This is a genomic window from Streptomyces luomodiensis (assembly GCF_031679605.1).
Lineage (GTDB): Bacteria > Actinomycetota > Actinomycetes > Streptomycetales > Streptomycetaceae > Streptomyces > Streptomyces luomodiensis.
This window is the reverse complement of the sequence record NZ_CP117522.1, coordinates 2,854,213-2,878,834: the sequence shown is the minus strand read 5'-3', so window position 1 is coordinate 2,878,834 and position 24,622 is coordinate 2,854,213. Positions and strand designations below refer to the sequence as shown.

Here is a 24,622-nt window from a genome sequence, read left to right as displayed (position 1 = left end):
GCCTCCTGACAGTCTGACGCATCACCTGCCGGAGGCTTCCTTCATGCGTACGGTCCTCGTCACCGGAACCGGCGGCGCGGGCCGCACCACCGTGGCCGCCGCGACCGCCCTCGCCGCCGCCCGTGAGGGGCGACGGACGCTGCTGCTCACCACCGACCCGGACGGCACCCCGGAGGCGCTGCTCGGGACCGGCCCGCTGCGGTCCGCCCCCGGGCGGCCGGCGGACCGGCTGCCGTGGTCCGTACCCGTCGAGCTCGCCCCGGGGCTGTGGGCCGCGCGGGTCGTCACGGACGAGTGGTTCCGCGGCGAGCTGGCCGCCCTCCAGGAGCGCGGCCACGGTCTGCTCGACATGCTCGGCGCGACCCCGCTGGACGACGAGGAGCTGACCGTCCTCCCCGGGGTGGCGGCCGTCGCGCTGCTGCGTGCCCTGCGCGCCGCCCAGGCCGCCCCGCCCGGCGCCGGCTGGGACGTCCTCGTCGTCGACATGCCGCCCGCGCCGGAGACCGTCACCACGCTCGCGCTGCCCGAGCAGCTGCGGCGCTATCTGCGGCGGCTGCTGCCCGCCGAGCGGCAGGCGGCCCGTGCGCTGCGGCCGATGCTCGCCCAGCTGGCGGGGGTGGCGATGCCCGCGCAGAAGCTGTACGAGACGGCCGAGCGCTGGGAGCGGGAGCTGGCCGCCGTCCAGTCGGTGATCGAGTCCGAGGCCACGACGGTACGGCTGGTGGTGGAGCCCGGACCGCTCGCCGACCGGGCGCTGCGCACCGCCCGCGCGGGCCTCGCGCTGCACGGCTGCCGGGTGGATGCGGTCATCGCCAACCGGCTGCTGCCCACCGCCACCTCCGACCCGTGGCTCGCCGCGCTCTCCGGTCAGCAGCAGGCCGCGCTCAAGGAGCTGTACGAACAGTGGGCCCCCGCCGTCCCGGTCCGCGAACTGCCGCATCTGGGCCGCGATCCGCAGGGGCTGGGCGAGGTGCCGGGGCTCGGCGACCCTCGGGGCGCCGGGGACGCGTTCGGGGCCGGGGACGCGCGGCAGGCGGATCCGGCCGGGCCCGGCGGCGACGCCGGGCGCGCCCCGGGCGGCCTCGCCGCGCTCGCCGGGGCCGTCGGGGTCCCCGAGCCGCGGCCCGACCGGCCCGCCCCCGACCCCTGGACCGTCGAGGACCGGCTGGCCGACGACGGGGTGCTGCTGTGGCGGCTGCCGCTGCCCGGCGCCGACCGCGACGGACTGGGGCTGGTGCGCCGGGGCGATGAACTGATCGTCACCGTCGGCTCGTTCCACCGGGTACTGCCCCTGCCGTCCGCCCTGCGCCGCTGCACCGTCGCCGGTGCCGGGCTGCGCGACGGCCGGCTCGAGGTCCGCTTCGCCCCCGACCCCGAGCTGTGGCCGAAGCGGCCGTGAACCCGGCTCCCGTCCCGGCCGGTCCTGGGCTCTGACCGCGCCCCCTCCTTCGGGTAACGTCGGTCACAAGCCCGGATGAACGCACGGGCCGCCAGCATCCCCGCCGCCAGGAGTTCGCCATGAGCGATGCCACCGAGCGCCCCGCTGAACCCCCGGTCACCGATGTACCGGTCACCGAGATCGACCCCGACGCCTGGGAGCGCGCCTGTGCCGAGGACCTCGCCGCCGAGCGGGCCCGGCGGCGGGCCCGGCAGACGGCCGAGGAGCCGGGGAGCGTCGCCGAGGAGTTCCTCAAGCTCGCCGACGCGCTCGCCGACAAGGTCGCCGGGATCCAGGCACCGATCGGCGGGACGGCGGTTCAAGGGGCCGTACAACAATTGATCGCACAGGCCAAGGCCGCCGTGGAGCCGGTCATAGAGCGCAACCCAGACGTTTTCGAGCACCTCGCCGGCGCCGGCTCCGAGCTGCTCGCCGCCTACCGCGCCGCCGTGACCGGCCAGGAGCGGCGCTGGACCCAGGGCGCCGCCGGCGATACGAAGGGCCGTGGCGACGAAGGCAAGAGTTCGAGTAGTGAACACATCGACCTCGACTGAGCGCTACCTCCGGTACCGTTAGCCTCGGCGGGGTTCGACCAAATAACTGAGGGACTCATGGGACTCACCATCGGCGTCGACATCGGCGGCACGAAGATCGCGGCCGGCGTGGTCGACGAAGAGGGCACGATTCTCGAGACGAGCAAGGTGTCGACCCCGCGGACCCCCGAGGGGGTCGTCGATGCCATCGCGGACGCGGTGCGCATCGTGAGCGAGGGACACGACATCGAGGCCGTCGGCATCGGCGCGGCCGGGTACGTGGACGACAAGCGCGCCACCGTGCTCTTCGCGCCGAACATCAACTGGCGGCACGAAGCGCTCAAGGACAAGGTCGAGCAGCGCGTCGGCCTGCCGGTCGTGGTGGAGAACGACGCGAACGCCGCCGCGTGGGGCGAGTACCGCTTCGGCGCCGGCGTCGGCCATGACGACGTCGTCTGCATCACGCTCGGCACCGGCCTGGGCGGCGGCATCATCATCGGCGGCCGGCTGCACCGCGGCCGCTTCGGCGTCGCGGCCGAGTTCGGCCACATCAGGGTCGTCCCGGACGGTCTGCTGTGCGGCTGCGGCAGCCAGGGCTGCTGGGAGCAGTACGCGTCCGGCCGCGCGCTGGTCCGCTACGCCAAGCAGCGCGCCGCCGCCACCCCGGAGAACGCCACGGTCCTGCTCGGCCTCGGCGACGGCACCCCGGAGGGCATCGAGGGCAAGCACATCAGCGACGCCGCCCGCCAGGGCGACGCGGTCGCCGTCGACTCCTTCCGTGAGCTGGCCCGCTGGGCCGGGGCCGGGCTCGCCGACCTCGCCTCGCTCTTCGACCCCTCGGCGTTCATCGTCGGCGGCGGGGTCTCCGACGAGGGCGATCTCGTCCTGGAGCCGATCCGCAAGTCCTTCCGGCGCTGGCTGGTCGGCAACCAGTGGCGTCCGCACGCCCAGGTGCTCGCCGCCCAGCTCGGCGGCAAGGCCGGGCTCGTCGGCGCCGCCGACCTGGCCCGCCAGGGCTGAGGGGCGAGGGGGACCGACATCGTGCCGCTCGCGGACCTGCCACGATCCACCACCGGCCCGGACGCGGCGGTGGTGCGGGTGCTCAGCTACAACATCCGCTCGATGCGTGACGACCGCGAGGCGCTGGCCCGGGTGATCCGGGCCTGCGCCCCGGACGTCGTGTGCGTCCAGGAGGCGCCGCGCTTCTTCCGCTGGCGCAAGGCCGCCGCCTGGCTGGCCCGGGAGACCGGCCTCGTCTACACCACGGGCGGGGCCACCGCCGCCGGCCCGATGATCCTCACCTCGCTGCGCGCCCAGGTGGAGCACGCCGAGGACACCCTGCTGCCCCGTGTCCCCGGGCTGCACCGGCGCGGGTTCGCCACCGCCGTGCTGCGCTTCGGCGGCGGCCACCGGGACACCGGCGGTCCGGGGAATGGCAACGGCGTCCGGCTCGGCGTGGTCAGCTGCCATCTGAGCCTCGCGGAGGCCGAGCGCTACGACCAGGCCGGGATGCTGCTGGACCACCTGACCGCGCTGGACGTCCCGTACGCCATCGCGGCCGGTGACATCAACGACCGGCCGGACGGCCGCGCCTTCCGCCGGATCGCGGGGAAGCTGCGGGACGGCTGGGCCACCGAGCCCTGGGGGAGCGAGGCCACCTCGACCCCCCGGGACCCGCGCCGGCGCATCGACGCCGTCTTCGCCTCCGAGGGCGTGGAGATCATCGGCTGTGGCGTGCCGGCCGGGCTGCCGGGCGTCGCCGACGCGGACCTCGAAGCGGCCACCGACCACCTTCCGGTCCTGGCCGCGCTCAGACTGCCGCGCGTGGCCCCGGTCTGAGCCGGGGCCGGCCAGGGCTCTTTTGGCAGCCGGCGGGGGCCAGGACCCTTCCGGGAGCCGGGGCGCCGGGGTCAGACGACGGCGCCGCGCCCCGGGTCGTCGTCCTCGTCCTCGTCGTCGTCCTTCATCCGCAGCACCAGCGTGACGAAGCCGCCCAGGAAGCCGCCGACGCCCAGCGTCGTGATCCACCAGACCATCTCCACCTGGAAGATCACCGCACCGAGCAGCAGCAGCGGTCCGCCCAGCACCCCCAGCCAAGCGAAGCGGGAGGTGGTGTCCGACTCGGGGAGCGGGGGCGGCTCGGGCGGGACGAAATGGCCCTCGTCGGTCTCGTCGAAGTCGTCCTCGGACGGCTCGTCGGGCTCCCAGTCGCGGGGCCCCACGCCCGGGGCGTAGACGATGAAGCTGCCCACCGGCTTGTCGGGCTTGGTCAGACCGCCCGTCGCCGCCGCGCCCTCACCGGAGCCCTCGGCGTCGGCGTCGGTATCGGTGCCGTCGTCGGCGTCGTCGTCCGCGGCGCCGGACCGGCGGTCCCGGTCCGGGTCCTCGTCGAGGTTCTCGGCGGCGGGCCACCGCTCGGCGCCCGGCGGGTCCTGCGGCTCCTCCCCGTACGCGGCGACGATCGCGGCGAAGGCGGCGTCGTCATCGCGCCGCGCGTCCGCCTCGTTCTCATTCGAGTCGCGCTCAGCCACTGGCCGCCGCCCCCTCCTTTCCGCTGCCCTTCCCGAGGCCGGTCCGGGTGTCCTGACCCATACCCGCCGTCAGCCGGGTGATGAACGTGTCCGTCTGCTCGAAGATGAACTCGGCGTCGTGGTCCAAGGTCGCCACGTGGTAGCTGCGCTCCAGCAGCCGCTCGGTGATGTCCCGCGAGGACACCTGACTCAGGATGCGCTCGGAGTCGGCGGGGGGCACCACATGGTCCTGCGGGCTGTGCATCACCAGCAGCGGCTGGGTCACCTGCGGCAGCTCCGCGTCGACGACGCTCAGCAGCCGGCGCATCGCGTGCACGGCGTGCAGCGGCATCCGGTCGTAGCCCGACTCCCGCGCCCCCGGCTTGGCGATGTCGCTCACGATGCCCTTCACCGAGGGCACCAGATGACGCAGCACCGGCAGCGCCACCGCCAGCGGATCGTGCACCTTGTTGGCCGGATTGACCAGCGCGAGGCCGCTGATCGCCGCACCGTGCAGGGCGGCCAGCCGCAGCGCGAGCGCGCCGCCCATCGACAGACCGCAGACGAACACCCGCTCGCACACCCGGACCAGCCGCCGCAGTTCGCGGTCCACCTCCGCGTACCAGTCCTGCCAGCCGGTGACGGCGAGATCCTGCCAGCGGGTGCCGTGGCCGGGAAGCAGCGGCAGCGAGACGGTCAGGCCACGGGCCGCCAGATGCTCGGCCCAGGGCCGCACGGACTGCGGGGAACCGGTGAAGCCGTGACAGACGAGGACGCCGATCTCGCCGCCGTCGTGGCGGAACGGCTCGGCTCCGGGCAGGAGCGGCACCACGGATCTCCATTCACTGGGGAAGCGGGGAAGCGGGAAGCGGGTATCGAGGTCCTCAGCGTACGCGGCGCGCCGCACAGGGGGTAGGCAGGTTAAGGTCTCCTCGTCGGATACAGGAGGTCCCGGTTGTTCTACAGCGCAATGAAGCTGTCGGTGGGGGGAGCGCTGAAGCTCGCCTTCCGGCCCTGGGTGGAGGGGTTGGAACACATCCCGGCCGAGGGCCCGGCCATCCTCGCGAGCAACCACCTCTCCTTCTCCGACTCCTTCTTCCTGCCCGCGATGCTCGACCGCAAAGTCACCTTCATCGCCAAGCAGGAGTACTTCACCACCCCCGGGGTCAAGGGGCGGCTGACGGCGGCCTTCTTCAAGGGCGTCGGGCAGCTCCCGGTGGACCGCTCGGGCTCGCGCGGCGCCGGCGAGGCCGCCATCAAGGCGGGTATCGAGGTGATCGAGCGGGGTGAGCTGTTCGGCATCTACCCCGAGGGCACCCGCTCGCCCGACGGCCGGCTCTACCGGGGCAAGCCGGGCGGTCTGGCCCGGGTCGCGCTCGCGACCGGTGCGCCGGTGATCCCCGTCGCGATGATCGACACCGAGAAGATCCAGCCCCCCGGCAAGGTCATGCCGAAGCTGATGCGGCCCGGCATCAGGATCGGCAAGCCGCTGGACTTCAGCCGCTACCACGGCATGGACGGCGACCGCTTCATCCTGCGCTCGGTGACCGACGAGGTCATGTACGAGATCATGAAGCTCTCCGGTCAGGAGTACGTGGACATCTACGCGACCGCCGCCAAGCGGCAGATCGCGGAGGCGGAAGCGGCCCGGAAGCAGGCGGAGAAGGAGAAGGACAAGCACAAGCCCGACGCCTAGCGGCGCCGGCACCGGGGGAGGGGGGACGTTGACGGAGCGGTCCAGGCCTGGACGTGTGGTGCGCATGTCCGTCGAGCAGCCGCTGTGGCAGGCGTTGACCGCCTACCGGGTGCTCACTCTGCTCTACGCGCTCGGCCTGTGCGTCTACGCGTACGACGACTACGACCATCCGTTCGGCGCGGTCGTCTACATGGCGGTGCTGACCCTGTGGACCGCGCTCACCTTCCGGATGGTCTCCTCGGCCGAGCGCTGCACCCGGCGGTTCCTCGTCGGCGACCTCGGCATCGCCGTGGCCGGCATTCTGCTCACCCCGCTCGTGGACAACCACGACCGGATCGCCGAGGGCACGCCCACCCTGCCGTCCATATGGACGATGGGCGCGGTCCTCGGCTTCGCCATCAAGGGCGGCTGGCGCTGGGGCGCTTGGGCCTCCGCCGTCGTCTGCGCCGCCAATGTGATCGAGCGTGGCACCTTCGCCCAGGACACCATCCACATGCTGATGCTGGTGTGGGTGGCGAGCGTGGCCATCGGCTATGTGGTCGAGGTGGCCCGCGCCAGTGAGCGCACCCTCGCCCGCGCGCTGCGCATCGAGGCGGCGACCCGGGAGCGGGAGCGGCTGGCCCGCGACATCCACGACAGCGTGCTCCAGGTGCTCGCCATGGTGCAGCGGCGCGGTGCCGCCATCGGCGGCGAGGCGGCCGAACTGGGCCGGATGGCCGGGGAACAGGAGATCGCGCTGCGCACCCTGGTCTCCACCGGTCTGGTGACCCCGCCGCGCGGGGCGGCGGACACCGCACCGGACCCGTACGGACTCCCGGGCGCGGCGGACCCGTCGGACTCGCCCTGTCCGCCCGGCCCCGAGCGCTCCGACGGCGCGCCCTGCGATCTGCGGGCCCTGCTGGCACCGCACGCGGGCTCCCGGGTCACCTTCTCCGAACCGGGCGCCCCGGTGCTCCTCCCGGCGGGCGCCGCCGGGGAGTTGGCCGCCGCCGTCGGTGCCGCCCTGGACAATGTGCGGGTGCACGCCGGGGAGGGGGCCCATGCCTGGATCCTGCTGGAGGACGAGCCGGACGCGGTGATGGTGACCGTACGGGACGACGGCCCCGGCATCCCCGAGGGACGGCTGGCGGACGCGGAGGCGGAGGGCCGCCTGGGGGTGGCCCTGTCGATCCGGGGACGGCTGCGCGACCTCGGCGGCACCGCCGAGTGGATCTCGGCCCCGGGCCAGGGCACCGAGGTGGAGCTGACGGTGCCGAAGGCGTCGGCGAAGCGGCCGGCGGAGAAGGCGGAGCAGAAGGAGAAGGGGGAAGCGGCGCGATGACCGCTGAGCTGGACGGTCGGCCGGTGACGGTGATGGTGGTCGACGACCATCCGATGTGGCGTGACGCGGTGGCCCGGGACCTGGCCGAGGCCGGGTTCGACGTGGTGGCCACGGCCGGGGACGGGCCGCAGGCGGTCCGCCGGGCCAAGGCCACCGGGCCCGACGTCCTGGTGCTCGACCTCAACCTGCCCGGTCTGCCGGGGGTCGAGGTGTGCAAGGAGGTCGTCGCCGACCGCCCCGGGCTGCGGGTGCTGGTGCTCTCCGCGAGCGGTGAGCACGCGGACGTCCTGGAGGCGGTCAAGTCCGGGGCCACCGGCTATCTGCTGAAGTCGGCCAGCACCGAGGAGCTGCTGGACGCGGTGCGCCGCACGGCGGCCGGCGACCCGGTGTTCACCCCGGGGCTCGCGGGCCTGGTGCTCGGCGAGTACCGGCGGCTGGCGGGCGAGCCCGCCCCCACCGCCGCCGACCAGCCGGCCGCCCCGCGGCTGACCGAGCGCGAGACGGAGGTGCTGCGGCTGGTGGCCAAGGGGCTGTCGTACAAGCAGATCGCCGAGCGGCTGGTCATCTCGCACCGCACGGTGCAGAACCACGTCCAGAACACCCTCGGCAAGCTTCAGCTGCACAACCGCGTGGAGCTGGTCCGCTATGCGATCGAGCGTGGCCTGGACGACGCCTGACGCCGTCCGGCTGAGCACGTCGACACCGCGCAACCGCTCGTACGAGTGAAGTTCAAAACCAACTCCCTTGGCGCGCACGGAAATCGGCCGACGCCCCATCCCGTGTGACCTGGATCACCGTTAGCGTGGCTTTCCATACCGGGCCCAATCACGGGATTTCACGGGAGAAGGGAAGAAACGATGCGGGTCGGAGTGCTGACCGGCGGCGGTGACTGCCCCGGGCTCAACGCGGTCATCCGCGCCGTCGTGCGCAAGGGCGTACAGGAATACGGCTATGACTTCATCGGCTTCCGGGACGGCTGGCGCGGCCCTCTCGACAACGACACCGTCCCCCTCGACATCCGCGCGGTGCGCGGCATCCTGCCGCGCGGCGGCACCATCCTCGGCTCCTCCCGCACCAACCCCCTCAAGAGCGAGGACGGCATCCGGCGGGTCAAGGAGACCCTCGTCAAGCAGGAGGTCGACGCGCTGATCGCGATCGGCGGCGAGGACACCCTCGGCGTCGCCGCCCAGCTCTCCGGCGACTACGGGATCGCCTGCGTGGGCGTCCCCAAGACCATCGACAACGATCTCTCCGCCACCGACTACACCTTCGGCTTCGACACCGCCGTCAACATCGCCACCGAGGCCATCGACCGGCTCCACACCACCGCCGAATCGCATATGCGGGTCCTGGTCGTGGAGGTGATGGGCCGTCACGCCGGATGGATCGCCCTGCACTCGGGGCTGGCCGGCGGCGCCAACGTGATCCTCCTCCCCGAGCAGCGCTTCGACATCGACCAGGTCTGCGCCTGGGTCGAATCCCGCTTCCAGATCCGCTACGCCCCGATCGTGGTCGTCGCCGAGGGCGCGATGCCCAAGGACGGCGAGGTGGTCCTCAAGGACGACACGCTGGACTCCTTCGGCCATGTCCGGCTCTCCGGCATCGGCGAGTGGCTGGCCAAGGAGATCGAGAAGCGCACCGGCAAGGAAGCCCGCACCACCGTCCTCGGCCATGTCCAGCGCGGGGGCACGCCCAGCGCCTTCGACCGCTGGCTCGCCACCCGCTTCGGGCTGCACGCCATCGACGCGGTGCGGGACGAGGACTTCGGGAAGATGGTCGCCCTGCGCGGCACCGACATCGTCCGGGTCCCGCTCGCCGAGGCGACCGCACGGCTCAAGACGGTCGATCCCTCGCTCTACGCCGAGGCCGAGGTCTTCTTCGGCTGAGGCCGTCTGGGTGCAGTACGGCGATGGGCCGGGCGCGTTCCCCGCACCCGGCCCATCGTCACGCCCGCGGCGGACCGGCCGGACCCGTCAGACCAGCACGGCCGCCAGCAGCTCCGCCACCAGCGCCGCCCCGTCCCGGGACAGCACCGACTCCGGGTGGAACTGCACCCCGGCGAAACCCGGCCCGCGCAGCGCGTGCACATCGCCGGTCACCGGGTCCCGGCTCAGCTCCACGCGGTGCATCGCCAGCTCCGTCTCGGCCGCCTCGTCGCAGCGTGCCGTGAAGGTGTTGTAGAAGCCGACGGTCTCCTCGCGCCCGAAGAAGTCGATCCGCTCCTGTGCCCCCTGGAACGGCACAGCCTTGCGCACGATCTCCAGCCCCAGCTCGGCCGCGATCAGCTCGCTGCCCAGGCACACCCCCAGCAGCCCGTGCCGGTGCCCGGCCACCAGCTCCGCGGTCAGCGCCCGCAGGAAGCGCATCTTCGGGTCGGTCGTGTCGCCGGGGTCGCCCGGCCCCGGGCCGAGCACCACGGGCCCCTGATGCGCCAGCGCCGCCTCCCGCAGCCCCGGCTCGTCGTACCGCCGCACGGTCACCGTCAGCCCCGAGGTGCGCAGCAGATGCGCGAGCATCGCGGTGAACGTGTCCTCCCCGTCGATCACCAGGGCGTGCCCGGACAGCTTCCGGCCCAGGGACCCGTCCGCCGACGACGGGGTCTGCTGCATCCGCAGCCAGAACGGCGCCAGGTCCGCCCGCCGCGCGTCCAGCGCCGCCCGCACCCGCGGATCGTCCGCGAGCCGCGGCCGCGGATCCCGCGCCTCGGGCCGTACCGGCGCCGGCCGCACGCCCAGCGCGGTCAGCACCCCGGCCGCCTTCGCATGCGTCTCGGCCACTTCGCCGCGCGGGTCCGAGTGGCGCACGAGCGTCGCGCCGACCGCCACCTTCAGCGATCCCGCGGCGTCGATGTCGGCGGTGCGGATCAGGATCGGCGAGTCCAGGGTCTGGGCGCCGCCGCCGTCCCGTCCGATCAGCGCGAGGGCGCCCGCGTAGTAGCCGCGCGCGGCCCCGTCCGGTCCGAGGGGTTCGTAGCGCTCGATCACCCGGCAGGCGTTCTGCACCGGCGATCCGGTGACCGTCGCGGCGAACATCGTCTCGCGCAGCACCTCCCGGACGTCGAGCGAGGAACGGCCGCGCAGCTCGTACTCGGTGTGCGCCAGATGCGCCATCTCCCTGAGCCGGGGCCCGATCACCGTCCCGCCCATGTCGCCGACGGTGCACATCATCTTCAGCTCCTCGTCCACGACCATGGACAGCTCCTCCACCTCCTTGCGGTCGTGCAGGAACTCCAGCAGCCCCGCCGTGCTCGGCCCGCCCTCGGGATAGCGGTACGTCCCGCTGATCGGGTTCATCACGACCGTCCCCCCGGACACCCGCACATGCACCTCGGGGCTGGCCCCCACCAGCGTCCGCCCGTCCGGCAGCCGCACCACATACGTCCAGTAGGCGCCCCGCTCACCGGCCAGCAGCCGCCGGAAGAGCGCGAGCGCGTCGCTGCTGCCGAACCCCGGGATCTCGCCCCGGAACGTCCGCCGGATGACGAAGTTGGCGCCCTCACCGGTGCCGATCTCGTTCTCGATGACCCGCCGCACGATGTCGGCGTAGGCGTCGTCGGCCACGTCGAACGCCCCGTCCTCGACCCGCACCCGGTGCGCGGGCAGCGCCTCAAGCGCCTCGGCGAGCGGCAGCTCGACGGTCTCCCGCGGCCGCAGCACGGCCAGCGGCGTCCCGTCGTCGCGCACCTCGAACCCCCGCTCCCGGATCTGCCGGAACGGCACCAGCGCGAGCGCGTCCACCACCGGGGCACCGTCCTCCGGCGCGCCGGTGGGCAGCGGGATGTCGGTCAGCCGCTCCACCTCGGTGACCGGACCGAGCAGCACCTCGACCGTGTCGGACGCCCGGCCGGGGGTGCGGCGGTGCAGCAGGGCGAAGGGCGGCGCGTCGTCGGAGAGCAGCCGTGCGACGACGGCCTGAGCGGGGTTCTGCATGGCGGATAGTCCTTCCGGAATGAGGAACGACCCGCGGAAACGCCGAAGGCCGCCCCTCGGGCGGCCTTCGCGGTGTCTGGGAGTGCGCGATTCAGTGGGCCGCCGGATGAGCGGTCCACCACCAGGTCATGGTCAGTCGCGCGAACATGTGCCAGACCTTACAGGACCGGTTCCGGCCGCAACGGATCAATTCCAAGGATTTGCGGGCTGGTCGTCGATCGCGGTCCAGAAGCGGGTGCCGTCCGGGACATAGCCGTACGCCCAGAAGGACCAGCCGCCGCTGTACTCCAGAGCGCTGCCGTAGCGGCCGTCGTGGAACTCCGCCATGCGCCACTCCGGGCCGTAGTACTGCGCGCACAGGGCGTCCGCGACGGCTCGGCTGGTCAGCGTCCGGCCCAGCACCGGCGGGGTCGCGGCGACGGTGCCGCGCGACCAGCCGGCGTAGAAGTCCGGGGTGATCCCGCTGGGCACGGCGCTGCCGTTCACTCTCAGGCACAGGAGGGGCAGTGTCGCGGTGGCGGCGGTGTCGCCGTTGTAGGCGTCGGTCGAGGCGTCGGCCCCCACCCGGACCGTGCCGTCGCCCTTGGCGAGCACGGTCCAGGTCATCCCGGACGCGATGGCCGAGGGCGCCGCCTGGGCGGGGGCGGCGGCCAACGGCAGCAGGACGAGCGAGGCGGCGGCCGCGACGGCCGTGGCGGTGGAGCGGAGCACCTTCCTCAGGTGCCTGGGCTTCCTCATGGCGCACTCCTTCGGGTGTCCGTGCCGGCCCGGGGTGGACCGGCACGGACAGCGTCCGAGGAGGGCGCGATTCCATCACGTGTTCTTCACGACATGGCCATAACCGGTCGCAGGATGCCCGAGCGGTCGTTCTTGCGCCCGGGGCCGCGGATGTGCGGGGCGGGAGCGGATGCGCGGGGGAGGGGCGGGAGAGAGCCCACGGCGTGGCGGAAGATGTCTCATCCTGTGGGCAGCGCCCTGGGAGGCGGTGCGGACCCCGTAACCTTGTGCGGGTGACCGTGAACGCTGAAACCCACGCCGGTGGCCACACCTGGCAGTCTCTTCCCGCGGCGCAGCAGCCCGACTGGCCGGATCGAGCGGCTCTGCGCGATGTGATCGCTGAGCTCGAGTCCTATCCGCCGCTCGTCTTCGCGGGCGAGTGCGATGCGCTGCGGCACCGCCTGGGGGCCGTGGCGCGGGGCGAGGCGTTCCTGCTCCAGGGCGGGGACTGCGCCGAGGCGTTCGACGGCGTGGGCGCCGACCAGATCCGCAACAAGCTCAAGACGCTCCTCCAGATGGGCGCCGTGCTGACCTACGCCGGATCCGTCCCGGTGGTGAAGGTGGGCCGGATCGCCGGGCAGTACAGCAAGCCGCGCTCGAAGCCGACCGAGACCCGGGACGGGGTGACCCTGCCCACCTACCGCGGCGACTCCGTCAATGGATTCGAGTTCACCCCCGAGGCCCGGATCCCGGATCCGCAGCGGCTGAAGCGCATGTACCAGGCGTCGGCCTCGACGCTGAACCTGGTGCGGGCCTTCACCACCGGCGGCTACGCGGACCTGCGCCAGGTGCACGCCTGGAACCAGGACTTCGTGAAGTCCTCCCCGTCGGGCCAGCGCTACGAGGCGCTGGCGCGCGAGATCGACCGGGCGCTGTCCTTCATGAACGCCTGCGGGGTGGACCCGGAGGAGTTCAAGACGGTCGAGTTCTTCTCCTCGCACGAGGCCCTGATCCTCGACTACGAGACGGCGCTGACCCGCACCGACTCGCGCACCGGTGAGCTGTACGACGTGTCCGGCCACATGGTCTGGATCGGTGAGCGCACCCGGCAGCTGGACGGGGCGCACATCGAGTTCGCCTCGAAGATCCGCAACCCGGTGGGCGTGAAGCTCGGCCCGACGACCACGCCGGAAGAGGCGCTGACGCTGATCGAGCGGATCGACCCGGACCGCGAGCCGGGCCGGCTGACCTTCATCACCCGGATGGGCGCGGACAAGATCCGCGACAAGCTGCCCAACCTGGTGGAGAAGGTGACCGCCTCCGGTGCGCAGGTCGTCTGGGTCTGCGACCCGATGCACGGCAACACCTTCGAGGCGGCGTCCGGGCACAAGACCCGCCGCTTCGACGACGTGCTGGACGAGGTCAAGGGCTTCTTCGAGGTCCACAAGGCGCTGGGCACCCACCCGGGCGGTATCCATGTGGAGCTGACCGGCGACGATGTCACGGAGTGCGTGGGCGGCGGCGACGAGATCTTCGTCGACGATCTGCACCAGCGCTACGAGACGGCCTGCGACCCGCGGCTCAACCGCAGCCAGTCGCTGGACCTGGCGTTCCTGGTGGCGGAGATGTACCGGGACCAGTAGGCATCCGGCGAAGATCGCAAAGACGCAGGTGGGGCGCGGATCACAAGGATCCGCGCCCCCTGTGCGTTGTGGGGGTCCGGTGCGGCAGGTAAGGTAAGGGTTACCTCACTGATCACCGCCACCGCTGGAGAGCCCGTGTACGTCTGCTCATGCTTCGGCATCACCGAGCGGCAGGTGCGTGAGCACGCGGAGGCGGGCGCGTGCACCCCGCGCCAGATCGCCGGTGCCTGCAAGGCCGGCACGGACTGCGGTTCGTGCGTGCGGAAGATCCAGGCGCTGCTGGGCCGCGGCGCCTGCCCCCGGCGCGAGGCGCTGGACCCGGTCGTCCTGACGGCGGCCACTACTGCGGCCACGGCCACCGCTGCCGCCTCCGTTCCGGCGGCGGCCGAAGCGGCCTGACGGGACTGGCCGGACTGGCCGGCGTCCCGGTTCAGTCGCTCGGCTGCTCGATCTGCTGGGCGATGTAGAGGGCCTCGCCGAGCTTCTCGATCAGCTCCAGCTGGGTGTCGAGATAGTCGATGTGGAGTTCCTCGTCGGCGAGGATGTCCTCGAAGATGTTGGCCGAGGTGATGTCCCCCTTGGACCGCATCAGCTCGATGCCCCGCTTGAGACGGTCGATCGCCTCGACCTCCACCTGCCGGTCGGCCTGGAACATCTCGGTCACCGTCTGGCCCACCCGGACGTGGAAGAGCCGCTGGTAATTGGGCAGGCCCTCCAGGAGAAGGATCCGGTCGGTGAGCGTCTCCGCATGCCTCATCTCATCGAAAGACTCCGACCGGGTGTGTTTGGCAAGCCGAGTCCAGCCAAAGTTGTCCTGCATCTTCGAGTGCAGAAAGTACTGATTGATCGCGGTCAGTTCGCCGGTCAGCTGCTCGTTGAGGAACTCGAGGACCTCGGGGTCACCCTGCATCGGAGGGGCTCCTTCCAATCCGATCGGGAACGGCAGGTTCCGCGCATCGTCGCATCGCGCCTGGTAGGGCGTCCAGTAAGTGCACGCTTAGTACGAGTTGTCCCGGCGCTCGATGCCCTGGTCACGACCACCCCCGGCGGTCTGAGACCATGGAGTCCATGGGTCAGTCGGAAAGCCGCGAGGGGGAGCTCGCGAAGCTGCCCCCGGGGCAGCGACTGCAGCGCGGTTGGCCGGTTACGCACTATGGGCCGGTGCCGAAGTTCAAGCCGGACCGATGGGAGTTCCGGGTCTTCGGCGCCACGGCGGACGGCGAAAAACACTGCTGGACGCATGAGGAGTTCTCCGCTCTGCCGTACTCGACGGTCGTGGCCGATCTGCACTGCGTCACCAAATTCAGCATGCTCGGCGCCGAATGGGGCGGGGTTTCCGCGCGGGAGATCGCGGAACTCGCACCGCCGGCGCCGGACGTCACCCATGTCATGGTGTGGGCGGAATACGGGTTCAGCTCGAATCTACGCCTGTCGGACTTCCTGGCGGAAACCACGATGTTCGCGACGCACAAGGACGGGGAGCCGCTCACCGCCGAGCACGGCTTTCCGCTGCGGCTCGTGGTGCCCCATCTGTATGCCTGGAAGGGCCCGAAATGGGTGCGCGGGGTCGAGTACATGACCGCCGACCGCCGTGGTTTCTGGGAGGAGCGCGGCTACCACAACATCGGCGACCCCTGGGCGGAACAGCGCTACTCCTACCAGGAGGAGCCGGGCGACGGCCCGGAGCTCTAGGGCCCCCTCTCCCGCGGAGATCCGTCAGAAGGGCCCTGGGCTCCGAAGACGACCCCGGCGCCTCCTGGGCGCTCAGACCACCCCGGCGCGCAACTCCTTCAGCCGGGCCACATCCGCCGCATGCCCCTCCGTACCGCCCGGCGTCTCGATCACCAGCGGCACCCCCTCCGTCGCGGGATGGGTGAACAGCTCACGGAACGGCTCCGCCCCGATGTGCCCGGCGCCGATGTTCGCGTGCCGGTCCTTGTGGGCGCCGACCACGTCCTTGGAGTCGTTGGCGTGGATCAGCTTGAGCCGCCCCTCGCCGGTGACGGCCACCAGCTCGTCCAGGGTCTGCTTCACACCGCCCGCCGCGGCGAGGTCATGGCCCGCCGCGAACACATGGCAGGTGTCCAGGCAGACACCGAGCCGGGGGTGCCGGTCGAGCGCCTCGAAGTACGGGCCCAGGTCCGCCACGAACGAGCACAGCGAGGTGCCCTGACCGGCGGTCGGCTCCAGCAGCAGCCACGGGTCGTCGTCCCGGACCAGCTCGTCCAGCAGCGGCAGCATCCGCTCCCGCACCTGCGCGAGCGCCGTGGCCCGCGAGCGTCCCCCGGTCGCCGAGCCGGTGTGGACGACGACGCCGAGCGCCCCGATCTCCCGGCCGCGCCGCAGCGAATGGCGCAGGGATGCCACGGAACGTTCGGCGGTGGCCTCCGTGTGCGAGCCGAAGTTGATCAGGTACGGGGCGTGGACATACGCCGGTATGGACCGCTCGGCACAGGCGGCCCGGAACGCCTCGTCCTGGGCGGGCGTACCGGCCGGGGTGGCCCAGCCGCGCGGATTGGCGACGAAGACCTGGACGGTCTCGGCGCCGATGTCGGCGGCGTGCGCCATGCCGACGGTGGCGAGGCCACCGGCCACCCGGACATGGCCTCCGATGGGGTTGCGGATGCGATGCGTACTCACAGAACAAGGGTGCCTGCTTTTCGTGGCTCGGTTGTCCCCGGCCACCGCTTTGAGGCGCCCCCGCCGGGCGCACCGGGCCACGGAAGCCTTGCCCGACCAGCGCTTCCGCGAGCCGTCGCGGTACGGGGGAGGGGGCCGGCTGCCGGACGGATGGCACGGCCATCGCCGTCCGGCAGCCGCGAAGCCGCCGGCGCCCTAGAAGAAGCCGCCGGCGCCCTAGAACACGCCGCCGCTCAGCGTGATGGTGATGGTGCTCCCCTTGGGCGCCTTGTCACCGGCGTCCACCGACTGGTCCTTCACCGTGTCCCCCGGGAACAACAGCGCCTTGTCGACCTTCACCTCGAAGCCGGCCTCCTCCAGCTGCGACGTGGCCTCGTCGACCTTCAGACCGGTGACGTCCGGCACCTCGATCATCTGCCGGCCCTTGGAGAGGGTCAGTGTCACCGTGTCGCCCTTGGCGCCCTGGCCGTCCGCCGACGGCGACTGCGCGGCGACCGAGCCCTTGTCCTCCTCCGAGTACACCTGGCGCTCAGCGATCTTGACCTTGAAGCCCTCGTCCTCCAGCGCGGACCGGGCCTCGGCGACCGAATCGCCCACCACATCCGGGACGTCGACCGGCTCGCCCTTGCTGACCACGATCGACACCGACGTCTCGGGACGGCGTACGGAGCCGGCGCCGGGGCTGGTGGAGAGGACCGAGCCCTGGGCCGTCTCACTGCTGAAGCGGCGGGTGACCGTGCCGACCGTGAGCCCCTGGTCCGCGATCTTCCGCTTGGCGTCGGCGAGCGGCATGCCCACCACATTGGGCACCTCGGCCCGCGGCGGCCCCTGGGAGACCCGGATGGTCACGCTGTCGCGGACGCGCTCGCCCGGTCCGGGCTTGGAGCCGATGACCTGGCCCTTGGGGACGACATCGCTGAACTCGTTGACGACCTTCACGTCCAGACCGGCGTCGTGCAGCTTCTTCTCCGCCTCCGCCTGGGTCTTCCGCAGCACCGGCGGGACCTCGGTGAACTGGCCGACGCTGATGTACCAGATCCCGACGCCGAGACCGATCAGCAGCAGCACCGCGGCGACGATCGTGACGATCCCGCGGCGCGGCATCCGGAACCGCCCGCGCCGGTCGGGCCGCTCCCGCCGGGGCGGTTCCGGGGGCAGCTCCAGACGGCTGGTGTGGTTCAGCGCCTCCTGGTCGTCGACCGCGGCCGCCGGGCGCGGAATCACCGTCGTACGGTTCTCCGCGCCATCCGAGGTGTCCTCCTTGGCCTGCGGAGGAACCGCGTCCAGCTGGGCGTCGGTCAGCGCGTCCCGCACCGCGCGGGCCGCGCCCAGCAGCGCGACGGCGTCGGCGGGGCGCGCGTCGAGGGTGCGCGCGGTGGCCGAGGCGACCAGGGCGTCCAGCTCCGGGGCGACCTCGGGCGCGATGGCGGACGGCGGCGGGACGTCCTCGTTCAGATGCTGGTAGAGGACCTGCGCCGGGGTGCTGCCGGCGTGCGGCTTGGCGCCGGTCAGCATCTCGTACAGCACCACACCGCAGGCGTAGACATCGGCGCGGGTGTCGGCCGTGCCGTGCTCGATCTGCTCGGGCGCGAGATACGACACCGTGCCGAGGACGGCTCCGGTGGAGGCGCTGGTGTTGGTGTCCACCGCCCGGACCAGACCGAAGTCGGCCACCTTGACCCGGCCGTCGTCGCCGATCAGCACGTTCTCCGGCTTCATGTCGCGGTGCACGAAACCGGCCCGGTGGGCCGCCCCGAGCGCGGCCAGCACCGGCTCCAGGATGTCCAGCGCGGCGCGCGGGTGCAGGGCGCCACGCCGGCGGAGCACATCGCGCAGGGTGCAGCCGGCGACGTACTCCATGGCCAGATAGACGTGGTCGCCGTCCGTTCCCTGGTCGTAGACGGCGACCACATTGGCGTGCGCGAGCCGCGCGACGGATTTCGCCTCCCGGATGAAGCGGTCGACGAAGGCGGCGTCGGAGGCGAGGCTCTGGTGCATCACCTTCAGGGCGAGCACCCGGTCGAGCCGGGTGTCGACGGCCCGGTAGACCGTCGCCATCCCGCCAACGGCGATGCGCGCCTCGACGCGGTAGCGGCCGTCGAGCACCTGCCCGACGAGGGGGTCCTGGAGGGTCGTATCCACGGGGGGCAGTCTACGAGGCGTCGCATTGCGTCAGGACCGGCTGCCCAGGTGGGGCGGGTATTGCAGCGGAACGGTGACACCGGTGAGTCGGTTGCGCGATGTCAGCTGTGTGATGTGGCGTTGTGCGATTGCGCGATGTCAGTTGTGCGGTGTCAGTTGTGCGACGCGGCGGCGATCGCGGCCAGCTCCTCGAGCGCGGAGGTCCACGACAGGGTGGCGTACTCGGCGTGCTTGGCCTTGGCGTCGTCGGGGACGGCCAGGTCGCGGATACCGCTCTCCGCGAACCGCAGCCGGGTGCCCCGCCCCTCGGCGGAGAGCGCGAACTCCACCACGGTCGCCTCCCCGGGATCCGAGGGGGCGTGATCGGGTTCCAGGGCCAGCCGGAAGCGGAAGAGGGTGTCCGGAACCGCCCGCTCGACCTGGCCGTGGAACTCCCCGTGCTCGTCCCAGCGGAACCGGAGCGTCCCGCCGGGGTGCGGATCGATCTCGCAGCCGCCGGGGGCGTACCAGACGCGGATGTGCTCGGGCGTCGTCAGCACCCGCCACACCCGGTCGATCGGCGCTCGTACGAACACCTCGCGCTCGATCCGGTCGGCCACGGTCACGGTCACGGCGACCACCTCCGCAGTGTGCGCTGACCCCTCAATCCACCGTAGAGGGACGGCGCGGGACCCGGACAGGGCCCGCCGGACGTGGACCCGCCGGGCGCGGATCAGCCGAACGCCGGGCGCTCGGGGTCCAGGGCCGCCAGGCCCTCGGCCGGGCTGGACGCCTCGGCGAAGTGGCGGCGGGGGATACGGCCCGCCCGGTGGGCCAGCCGGCCCGCCGCCACCGCGTGCCGCATCGCCCCGGCCATCAGCTCCGGCTCCTGCGCCCGGGTGACCGCCGAGGCGAGCATCACCGCCGCGCACCCCAGCTCCATGGCCAGCGCGGCGTCCGACGCCGTGCCCGCGCCCGCGTCGAGGATCACCGGCACGGTGGCGCGCTCGACGATCAGCTGGAAGTTGTGCGGATTGCGGATGCCGAGCCCGGAGCCGATCGGGGAGCCGAGGGGCATGATCGCGGCGCAGCCGACGTCCTCCAGCTTCCGGGCCAGGATCGGGTCGTCATTGGTGTACGGGAGGACCGTGAAGCCGTCGTCGACCAGGGTTTCGGCGGCGTCCAGCAGCTCGATCGGATCGGGGAGCAGGGTGCGCTCGTCGGCGACCACCTCCAGCTTGACCCAGTCGGTGCCCAGGGCCTCCCGGGCGAGGCGGGCGGTCAGCACGGCCTCACCGGCGGTGAAACACCCGGCGGTATTGGGCAGCGGGCGGATGCCGTGCCGGGCGAGCACGGAGAGCACCGACCCCTGCACCGTGGGGTCCAGCCGCCGCATCGCGACGGTGGTCAGCTCGGTGCCGGAGGCCAGCAGCGACCGCTCCAGGACCTCCAGGCTGGGGGCGCCGCCGGTGCCCATGATCAGACGGGAGCCGAACGTCGTCCCGGCGATGGTGAGCGGGTCGGCGCCGTCGGCCAGGGCGGCGGCGGGCGCGGTGGCCGTGGTGCCCGTATTGGCCGTGGTGTCCGTGTTGGCCGAAGTGGTCGTGGTGGTGGGAGCCATGGGGGGATCAGCCTCCTTGGACCGCGGTGAGGACCTCGACGCGGTCACCGTCGCCGAGCGGGGTCGCGGGCCACTGGGTACGCGGGACGACCGTCTCGTTGACGGCGGCGGCGACGCCCGAGGACGCCTGGGTGAGGGTCGCGACGAGCCGGTCGAGGGTGGTGCCGTCGGGGATCTCGCGGGGCTCGCCGTTGACGGAGACGGTCATGTGTGCTGCTCCTGTACGGGGGAGGGCGCGGCGGCGGACGCGTCGGGGACGGCCGGGGCCGCGAAGCGCCGCGGGGTGAACGGCCGGGCCTCGGGCGGGAGTTCTCCGCTCGTCAGCGCCTCGGCCATGACATCGCCGGTGATCGGGGTGAGCAGGACGCCGTTGCGGTAGTGGCCGGTGGCCAGCAGCAGCCCCGGCAGCGCGGTCGGGCCGAGCATCGGGGCGTTGTCGGGGGAGCCGGGGCGCAGCCCGGCGCACGTCTCCACCAGCGGGAGTTCGGTGATGCCGGGCACCAGCTCATGGGCGTCGCGCAGCAGTTCGTACACGCCGCCCGCGGTGACCGTGGTGTCCCAGCCCAGTTCCTCGGTGGTCGCGCCGACGACCAGCTCGCCGTTCTCGCGCGGCACGAGGTAGACCGGTCCGCCGCGCACCACGGCCCGTACCGTCCGGGAGAGGAACGGCGCGTAGCGTTCGGGCACCGACAGCCGCAGCACCTGTCCCTTGACCGGGCGGACGGGTGGCAGGACGTCGTCGGGGACGCCCGCGAGCCGTCCGCTGAGGCTGCCGGCGGCGAGCACGGTGTGCTCGGCGGCCAGCCGGGTGCCCCCGGTCAGCTCGACCCCGGTGGCGCGGTCGCCGTCCAGCAGCAGCCGCTCCGCACGGGCGCGGTGGAGGACCACCCCGGCCCGCTCGCACGCGATGAGCAGCGCCGTCGCCAGCCGCCGCGGGTCCACCTGGTGGTCGCCGTCGACGCGCAGCCCGCCGCGTACGCCCGGCGCGAGCATCGGTTCCAGACGGCGGCATTCCCGCCCCGTCAGCCACTGGGAGTCCAGCCCGAGCCCCTGCTGGAACGTGTGGAGTTCACGCAGATGGGCGCGGTCGTCGGAGTCGAACGCGACGGCGAGCGTGCCGCACGCCCGGTGGCCGACGTCCTGGCCGCCGGCCTCCTCCAGCTCGGCCACGAAGTCCGGATAGAGGCGTGCGGAGGCCAAGTTGAGGCCGAGCAGGGTCTGCTCGCCGTAGTGGAGCTCGGTGACGGCCGCCAGCATCCCGGCCGCGACACGGGCGGCTCCGCCGCCGGGCGCCGGGTCGGCGAGGGCGGTGCGCAGGCCCCGCTGGGCCGCTCGCCAGGCCGTGACCAGGCCGATGATGCCGCCCCCGATGACGAGGGCGTCATAGGCCCCGCCGGGCGGTCCGCCGCCGGGTCGCGGTGTATGCGGTCCGTCGTCCACGTGACCTGGCGTGCGCGGTCCGTCGTTGTCGTGGCCGGTTGTGTGCGGTCCGTCGTTGTCGTGACCTGGTGCGTGTGGTCCGTCGTGACCTGGTGCGTGCGTGGACACGCCGCCCCTCCCTTCGCCGGCATGACCCGGATCAGGTTCGTACGGTCGGAGGCCGTGTCAGCCTCCCTCTCAGCCCGGTGCGTCCGGGCTCCCGCGAGTGCTTCGTCCCGCCACCCTAGTACGAGGTCCGAATCGGTCGGAAGGGTGGCCGTTCGCCCTGCCCTCCGTGCTGTGCCCGAGATCTCGTCCCGCGCTCTGCGGTCCGCTCCACCTGCCGCCATACAGTGATCGTGTGAGCGATAAGACGACGACGGGGACGAAGGCGTCCTCGGGTGGCGGCGGACAGCGGGTGGTGATCGTCGGCGCGGGGATGGCGGGGGTGCAGACCGCCGTCGCGCTGCGCGAGCAGGGCTGGGCCGGGGAGATCGTGCTGCTGGGCGCGGAGCCGCACCAGCCCTATGACCGGCCGCCGCTGTCCAAGGCCGTGCTGCTCGGTAAGGCCGAGGGATCGACGCTCGACGTGGACTTCGCCGGGCTGGGCATCGGGCTGCGGCTCGGCGTCCCGGTCACGGGGCTGCGCACGGACAAGCGGGTGGTCGAGACCGGGACCGGCCCGGTGCCGTACGACGTCCTGGTGATCGCCACGGGCGCCGACCCGATCCCGCTGCCGGGCGCCGAAGGCGTGCCGAACGTCCATCTGCTGCGCACCCTGGACGACGCCGAACGGCTGCGCCCGGTGCTCGCCCGGCAGCGTGAGATCGCGGTCGTGGGGGCGGGCTGGATCGGCGCGGAGTTCGCCACGGCGGCGCGCGAGGCGGGCTGCGCCGTGACCGTCGTCGAGGCCGCGGACCGACCGCTGGCGGGCGCCCTCCCGGCCGAGGTCGCCGCCCCCATGGCGGCCTGGTACGAGGACTGCGGCGCCACGCTGATGACCGGCGCCCGGGTGGCCGCCGTGGACGACAGCGGGCTGCTGCTCGACGACGGCACCCGGCTGCGGGCGGGTGCGGTGGTCGTCGGGATCGGGGCGCGGCCGGCCACGGACTGGCTGGCCGGTTCGGACGTGGCGCTGGCCGGGGACCGGTCCGTGGCCGCGGACGACCGGCTGCGCACCTCGGTGCCGGACGTCTACGCGGTCGGCGACTGCGCCTCCTTCCCGTCCGCCCGCTACGGGACGCGGCTGCTGGTGCACCACTGGGACAACGCGCTCCAGGGGCCGCGCACCGTCGCCGCCAATGTGGTGGGGAACCGGACGGCCGCCCACTTCCCCGGTGTGGTCTACGACCCGGTGCCGTACTTCTGGTCCGAGCAGTTCGGGCGCTTCGTGCAGTACGCCGGCCATCATGCGGAGGCCGACGAACTGGTCTGGCGCGGCGATCCGGCCGGTGCCGCGTGGTCGGTGTGCTGGCTGCGCGAGGGCGCCCTGGTCGCCCTGCTGGCCGTCGGCCGTCCGCGCGATCTGGCCCAGGGGCGCAAGCTGATCGAGCGCGGCGCCCGGCTGGACCGGACGCGGGCCATGGACCCCTCGGTGCCGCTGAAGTCGGCCGTCCGCTGACGGGCCGGCCGGCCGCCGGGCGGGCGTCCGGGGCGGGGCGGGGCGGCCCGCGCGGCGGGCGCCCGGCTACCCACTGTCAGTCCCAGATGGCAGGCTTGTTCCGTGACCGAGATTGACGCGAAGATCGATGCTCTCGTCCCCGACTGGCTCACCCTTCCCGACGTCGCCGAGCGGCTCGGTGTGGAGGTGACGCGCGTCCGGCAGCTGGTCAAGGAGGGCCAGCTGATCGCGGTGCGCCGTGGCGAGAACCGGGTGCTCCAGGTGCCCGAGGAGTTCATCGGTGACGGAAAGATCGTCAAGGGCCTCGTGGGGACCTTGACGCTTTTGAAGGACGACGGTTTCAGTGACGAAGAGATGCTGGAGTGGCTCTTCACCCCTGACCCGAGCCTGCCCGGCACCCCGGCACAGGCCCTGAGCGAGAATCGTGGCACGGAGGTGAAGCGGCGCGCGCAGGCGCTGGCTGTCTGACGCCGCTCCCGCCCAGCCACCGGCGGCTTCCGCAGAGCTCCTGAAGGGCTCGTACAGGCTCGTACAGGGCGCGCAGGGCTCGCGCGGAAGCCGGTACACGGCTCGGCACTGAGCCCCCGGCACAGGGCTCCACAGGGCTCGTGCAAGGCTTCTACAGGGCTTGTCGTTTTCGTATCGCCCACGGGCGTACGGGCCGGGCTCCGCTCACGGCCCGTACGCCACCGACCCCCAGGGGGACCTACCCATGTCCACCACCGCTCGTGAGCAGCTGGCCGACGCCCGCCTCTATCTGTGCACCGACGCACGGAAGCGACAGGGCGACCTGCCGGAGTTCCTGGACGCCGTCCTGGGCGCGGGGGTGGACATCGTCCAGCTGCGGGACAAGGAGATGGAGGCGGCGGAAGAGCTGGAGCACCTCCAGGTCTTCGCGGACGCCTGCCGTCGGCACGGAAAGCTGCTCGCCGTCAACGACCGGGCGGACGTCGCCCACGCCATCGGCTCCGATGTGCTCCACCTGGGCCAGGGCGACCTGCCGGTCCCGGCGGCGCGCGCGATCCTCGGCGAGGACGTGCTGATCGGGCGCTCCACGCATGCGGAGGCGGAGGTGGACGCGGCGGCCGTCCAGCCCGGTGTGGACTACTTCTGCACCGGCCCGTGCTGGCCCACCCCCACCAAACCCGGCCGCCCCGCCCCGGGGCTGTCCCTGGTCCGCTACGCCGCCGCGCTGGGCACCGAGCGGCCGTGGTTCGCCATTGGCGGAATCGACGCCTCCAACCTCGATCAGGTGCTGGCGGCGGGCGCCCGGCGCATCGTCGTGGTCCGCGCCATCACGGCCGCCGACGACCCGGCGGCGGCGACGGCGGAGCTGGCGAAGCGGGTGCGCGCGGCCTGACCTGGCCGGGATCTACCGGCGCAGGCTGGGGCCCCGGCCCGGCCGCCCGTCCG

The 24,622-nt window shown here is 72.7% G+C and carries 26 protein-coding genes and 1 riboswitch; of the genes, 14 read left to right on the top strand and 12 right to left on the bottom strand.

What is annotated here, in order from left to right; genetic code table 11:
- Window positions 1-43 precede the first annotated feature (43 nt).
- From PS467_RS12370 to PS467_RS12355, 4 genes are all read left to right on the top strand, one after another.
- Window positions 44-1,399, top strand: a complete 1,356-nt coding sequence (locus tag PS467_RS12370; RefSeq protein WP_311035309.1) for an ArsA family ATPase — start codon at window positions 44-46, stop codon at window positions 1,397-1,399.
- Between the two features lie 119 nt (window positions 1,400-1,518).
- On the top strand, window positions 1,519-1,992 hold the full coding sequence (locus tag PS467_RS12365) for a DUF5304 domain-containing protein (protein ID WP_311035308.1): 474 nt from the start codon (window positions 1,519-1,521) through the stop codon (window positions 1,990-1,992).
- Between the two features lie 57 nt (window positions 1,993-2,049).
- Window positions 2,050-2,991: an ROK family glucokinase gene (locus PS467_RS12360; protein ID WP_268971518.1), complete on the top strand. Its 942-nt coding sequence runs from the start codon at window positions 2,050-2,052 to the stop codon at window positions 2,989-2,991.
- A gap of 21 nt (window positions 2,992-3,012) precedes the next feature.
- A complete protein-coding gene (locus tag PS467_RS12355; protein WP_311035307.1) occupies window positions 3,013-3,810 on the top strand; it encodes an endonuclease/exonuclease/phosphatase family protein in 798 nt (265 codons plus the stop codon).
- A 71-nt stretch (window positions 3,811-3,881) separates the two neighbouring features.
- Here PS467_RS12355 and PS467_RS12350 read toward each other — a convergent pair whose 3' ends face one another.
- A complete protein-coding gene (locus tag PS467_RS12350; RefSeq protein WP_311035306.1) occupies window positions 3,882-4,502 on the bottom strand; it encodes a hypothetical protein in 621 nt (206 codons plus the stop codon).
- The gene (locus PS467_RS12345) at window positions 4,495-5,310 is read right to left on the bottom strand and encodes an alpha/beta hydrolase (RefSeq protein WP_311035305.1); all 816 of its coding nucleotides are present in this window, start codon (window positions 5,308-5,310) and stop codon (window positions 4,495-4,497) included. The genes PS467_RS12350 and PS467_RS12345 overlap by 8 nt, the downstream gene beginning before the upstream one ends.
- Before the next feature lie 141 nt (window positions 5,311-5,451).
- Between PS467_RS12345 and PS467_RS12340 the strand changes: the two genes are divergently transcribed.
- From PS467_RS12340 to PS467_RS12325, 4 genes are all read left to right on the top strand, one after another.
- The gene (locus tag PS467_RS12340; protein ID WP_268976926.1) at window positions 5,452-6,177 is read left to right on the top strand and encodes a lysophospholipid acyltransferase family protein; all 726 of its coding nucleotides are present in this window, start codon (window positions 5,452-5,454) and stop codon (window positions 6,175-6,177) included.
- Between the two features lie 64 nt (window positions 6,178-6,241).
- Complete coding sequence (gene macS / locus PS467_RS12335; protein WP_311035304.1) at window positions 6,242-7,498, top strand: MacS family sensor histidine kinase; 1,257 nt, start codon at window positions 6,242-6,244, stop codon at window positions 7,496-7,498.
- A complete protein-coding gene (locus PS467_RS12330; protein WP_268971511.1) occupies window positions 7,495-8,175 on the top strand; it encodes a response regulator in 681 nt (226 codons plus the stop codon). Before macS ends, PS467_RS12330 begins: the two co-directional genes overlap by 4 nt.
- A 180-nt stretch (window positions 8,176-8,355) precedes the next feature.
- Window positions 8,356-9,384, top strand: a complete 1,029-nt coding sequence (locus PS467_RS12325) for a 6-phosphofructokinase (RefSeq protein ID WP_311035303.1) — start codon at window positions 8,356-8,358, stop codon at window positions 9,382-9,384.
- An 87-nt stretch (window positions 9,385-9,471) separates the two neighbouring features.
- On the opposite strand, the gene PS467_RS12320 is transcribed toward PS467_RS12325, so the two are convergent.
- From PS467_RS12320 to PS467_RS12315, 3 genes are all read right to left on the bottom strand, one after another.
- Entirely contained in the window at window positions 9,472-11,427 is a 1,956-nt protein-coding gene (locus tag PS467_RS12320; protein WP_311035302.1) for an anthranilate synthase family protein, read from the bottom strand.
- Between the two features lie 91 nt (window positions 11,428-11,518).
- Window positions 11,519-11,575, bottom strand: coding sequence for a trp operon leader peptide (locus PS467_RS42320; RefSeq protein WP_106516695.1), 57 nt, complete (start codon window positions 11,573-11,575; stop codon window positions 11,519-11,521).
- Between the two features lie 38 nt (window positions 11,576-11,613).
- On the bottom strand, window positions 11,614-12,165 hold the full coding sequence (locus PS467_RS12315) for a hypothetical protein (RefSeq protein WP_311035301.1): 552 nt from the start codon (window positions 12,163-12,165) through the stop codon (window positions 11,614-11,616).
- 272 nt (window positions 12,166-12,437) lie between these two features.
- Here PS467_RS12315 and PS467_RS12310 point away from each other — a divergent pair, with 272 nt between their 5' ends.
- Both PS467_RS12310 and PS467_RS12305 read left to right on the top strand, forming a co-directional pair.
- Window positions 12,438-13,787: a class II 3-deoxy-7-phosphoheptulonate synthase gene (locus PS467_RS12310; protein ID WP_311035300.1), complete on the top strand. Its 1,350-nt coding sequence runs from the start codon at window positions 12,438-12,440 to the stop codon at window positions 13,785-13,787.
- A 135-nt stretch (window positions 13,788-13,922) separates the two neighbouring features.
- A complete protein-coding gene (locus PS467_RS12305; protein WP_311035299.1) occupies window positions 13,923-14,186 on the top strand; it encodes a (2Fe-2S)-binding protein in 264 nt (87 codons plus the stop codon).
- Window positions 14,187-14,217: 31 nt separating this feature from the next.
- Here the strand turns inward: PS467_RS12305 and bfr are convergent, their stop codons facing one another.
- Complete coding sequence (gene bfr / locus PS467_RS12300; protein ID WP_311035298.1) at window positions 14,218-14,697, bottom strand: bacterioferritin; 480 nt, start codon at window positions 14,695-14,697, stop codon at window positions 14,218-14,220.
- A gap of 158 nt (window positions 14,698-14,855) precedes the next feature.
- On the opposite strand from bfr, the gene PS467_RS12295 reads away from it, so the two are divergent.
- A complete protein-coding gene (locus PS467_RS12295) occupies window positions 14,856-15,479 on the top strand; it encodes a sulfite oxidase-like oxidoreductase (protein ID WP_268971502.1) in 624 nt (207 codons plus the stop codon).
- 72 nt (window positions 15,480-15,551) lie between these two features.
- Here PS467_RS12295 and PS467_RS12290 read toward each other — a convergent pair whose 3' ends face one another.
- From PS467_RS12290 to thiO, 6 genes are all read right to left on the bottom strand, one after another.
- Complete coding sequence (locus PS467_RS12290; RefSeq protein ID WP_432280738.1) at window positions 15,552-16,412, bottom strand: deoxyribonuclease IV; 861 nt, start codon at window positions 16,410-16,412, stop codon at window positions 15,552-15,554.
- A gap of 231 nt (window positions 16,413-16,643) precedes the next feature.
- On the bottom strand, window positions 16,644-18,569 hold the full coding sequence (pknB, locus tag PS467_RS12285; RefSeq protein WP_311035296.1) for a Stk1 family PASTA domain-containing Ser/Thr kinase: 1,926 nt from the start codon (window positions 18,567-18,569) through the stop codon (window positions 16,644-16,646).
- A 152-nt stretch (window positions 18,570-18,721) separates the two neighbouring features.
- Window positions 18,722-19,180 carry an SRPBCC domain-containing protein gene (locus PS467_RS12280; RefSeq protein ID WP_268971499.1) on the bottom strand — a complete coding sequence of 153 codons (459 nt, stop codon included), beginning with the start codon at window positions 19,178-19,180 and terminating at the stop codon, window positions 18,722-18,724.
- A gap of 101 nt (window positions 19,181-19,281) precedes the next feature.
- The gene (locus PS467_RS12275) at window positions 19,282-20,085 is read right to left on the bottom strand and encodes a thiazole synthase (protein WP_311039834.1); all 804 of its coding nucleotides are present in this window, start codon (window positions 20,083-20,085) and stop codon (window positions 19,282-19,284) included.
- 91 nt (window positions 20,086-20,176) lie between these two features.
- Window positions 20,177-20,377: a sulfur carrier protein ThiS gene (gene thiS / locus PS467_RS12270; RefSeq protein ID WP_311035295.1), complete on the bottom strand. Its 201-nt coding sequence runs from the start codon at window positions 20,375-20,377 to the stop codon at window positions 20,177-20,179.
- The gene (gene thiO, locus PS467_RS12265; protein WP_432280576.1) at window positions 20,374-21,609 is read right to left on the bottom strand and encodes a glycine oxidase ThiO; all 1,236 of its coding nucleotides are present in this window, start codon (window positions 21,607-21,609) and stop codon (window positions 20,374-20,376) included. The genes thiS and thiO overlap by 4 nt, the downstream gene beginning before the upstream one ends.
- A 98-nt stretch (window positions 21,610-21,707) precedes the next feature.
- Window positions 21,708-21,822: riboswitch (TPP riboswitch) on the bottom strand.
- Window positions 21,823-21,949: 127 nt separating this feature from the next.
- Here thiO and PS467_RS12260 point away from each other — a divergent pair.
- The 3 genes from PS467_RS12260 to thiE all read left to right on the top strand — a co-directional run bounded on the left by PS467_RS12260 (window position 21,950) and on the right by thiE (window position 24,569).
- On the top strand, window positions 21,950-23,209 hold the full coding sequence (locus PS467_RS12260) for an NAD(P)/FAD-dependent oxidoreductase (RefSeq protein ID WP_311035294.1): 1,260 nt from the start codon (window positions 21,950-21,952) through the stop codon (window positions 23,207-23,209).
- Between the two features lie 102 nt (window positions 23,210-23,311).
- Window positions 23,312-23,677 (top strand): Rv2175c family DNA-binding protein, encoded by a 366-nt coding sequence (locus PS467_RS12255; protein ID WP_268971495.1) that lies wholly within the window; start codon window positions 23,312-23,314, stop codon window positions 23,675-23,677.
- A gap of 244 nt (window positions 23,678-23,921) precedes the next feature.
- Window positions 23,922-24,569 carry a thiamine phosphate synthase gene (gene thiE / locus PS467_RS12250; RefSeq protein ID WP_268971494.1) on the top strand — a complete coding sequence of 216 codons (648 nt, stop codon included), beginning with the start codon at window positions 23,922-23,924 and terminating at the stop codon, window positions 24,567-24,569.
- The last annotated feature ends 53 nt before the right edge of the window (window positions 24,570-24,622 follow it).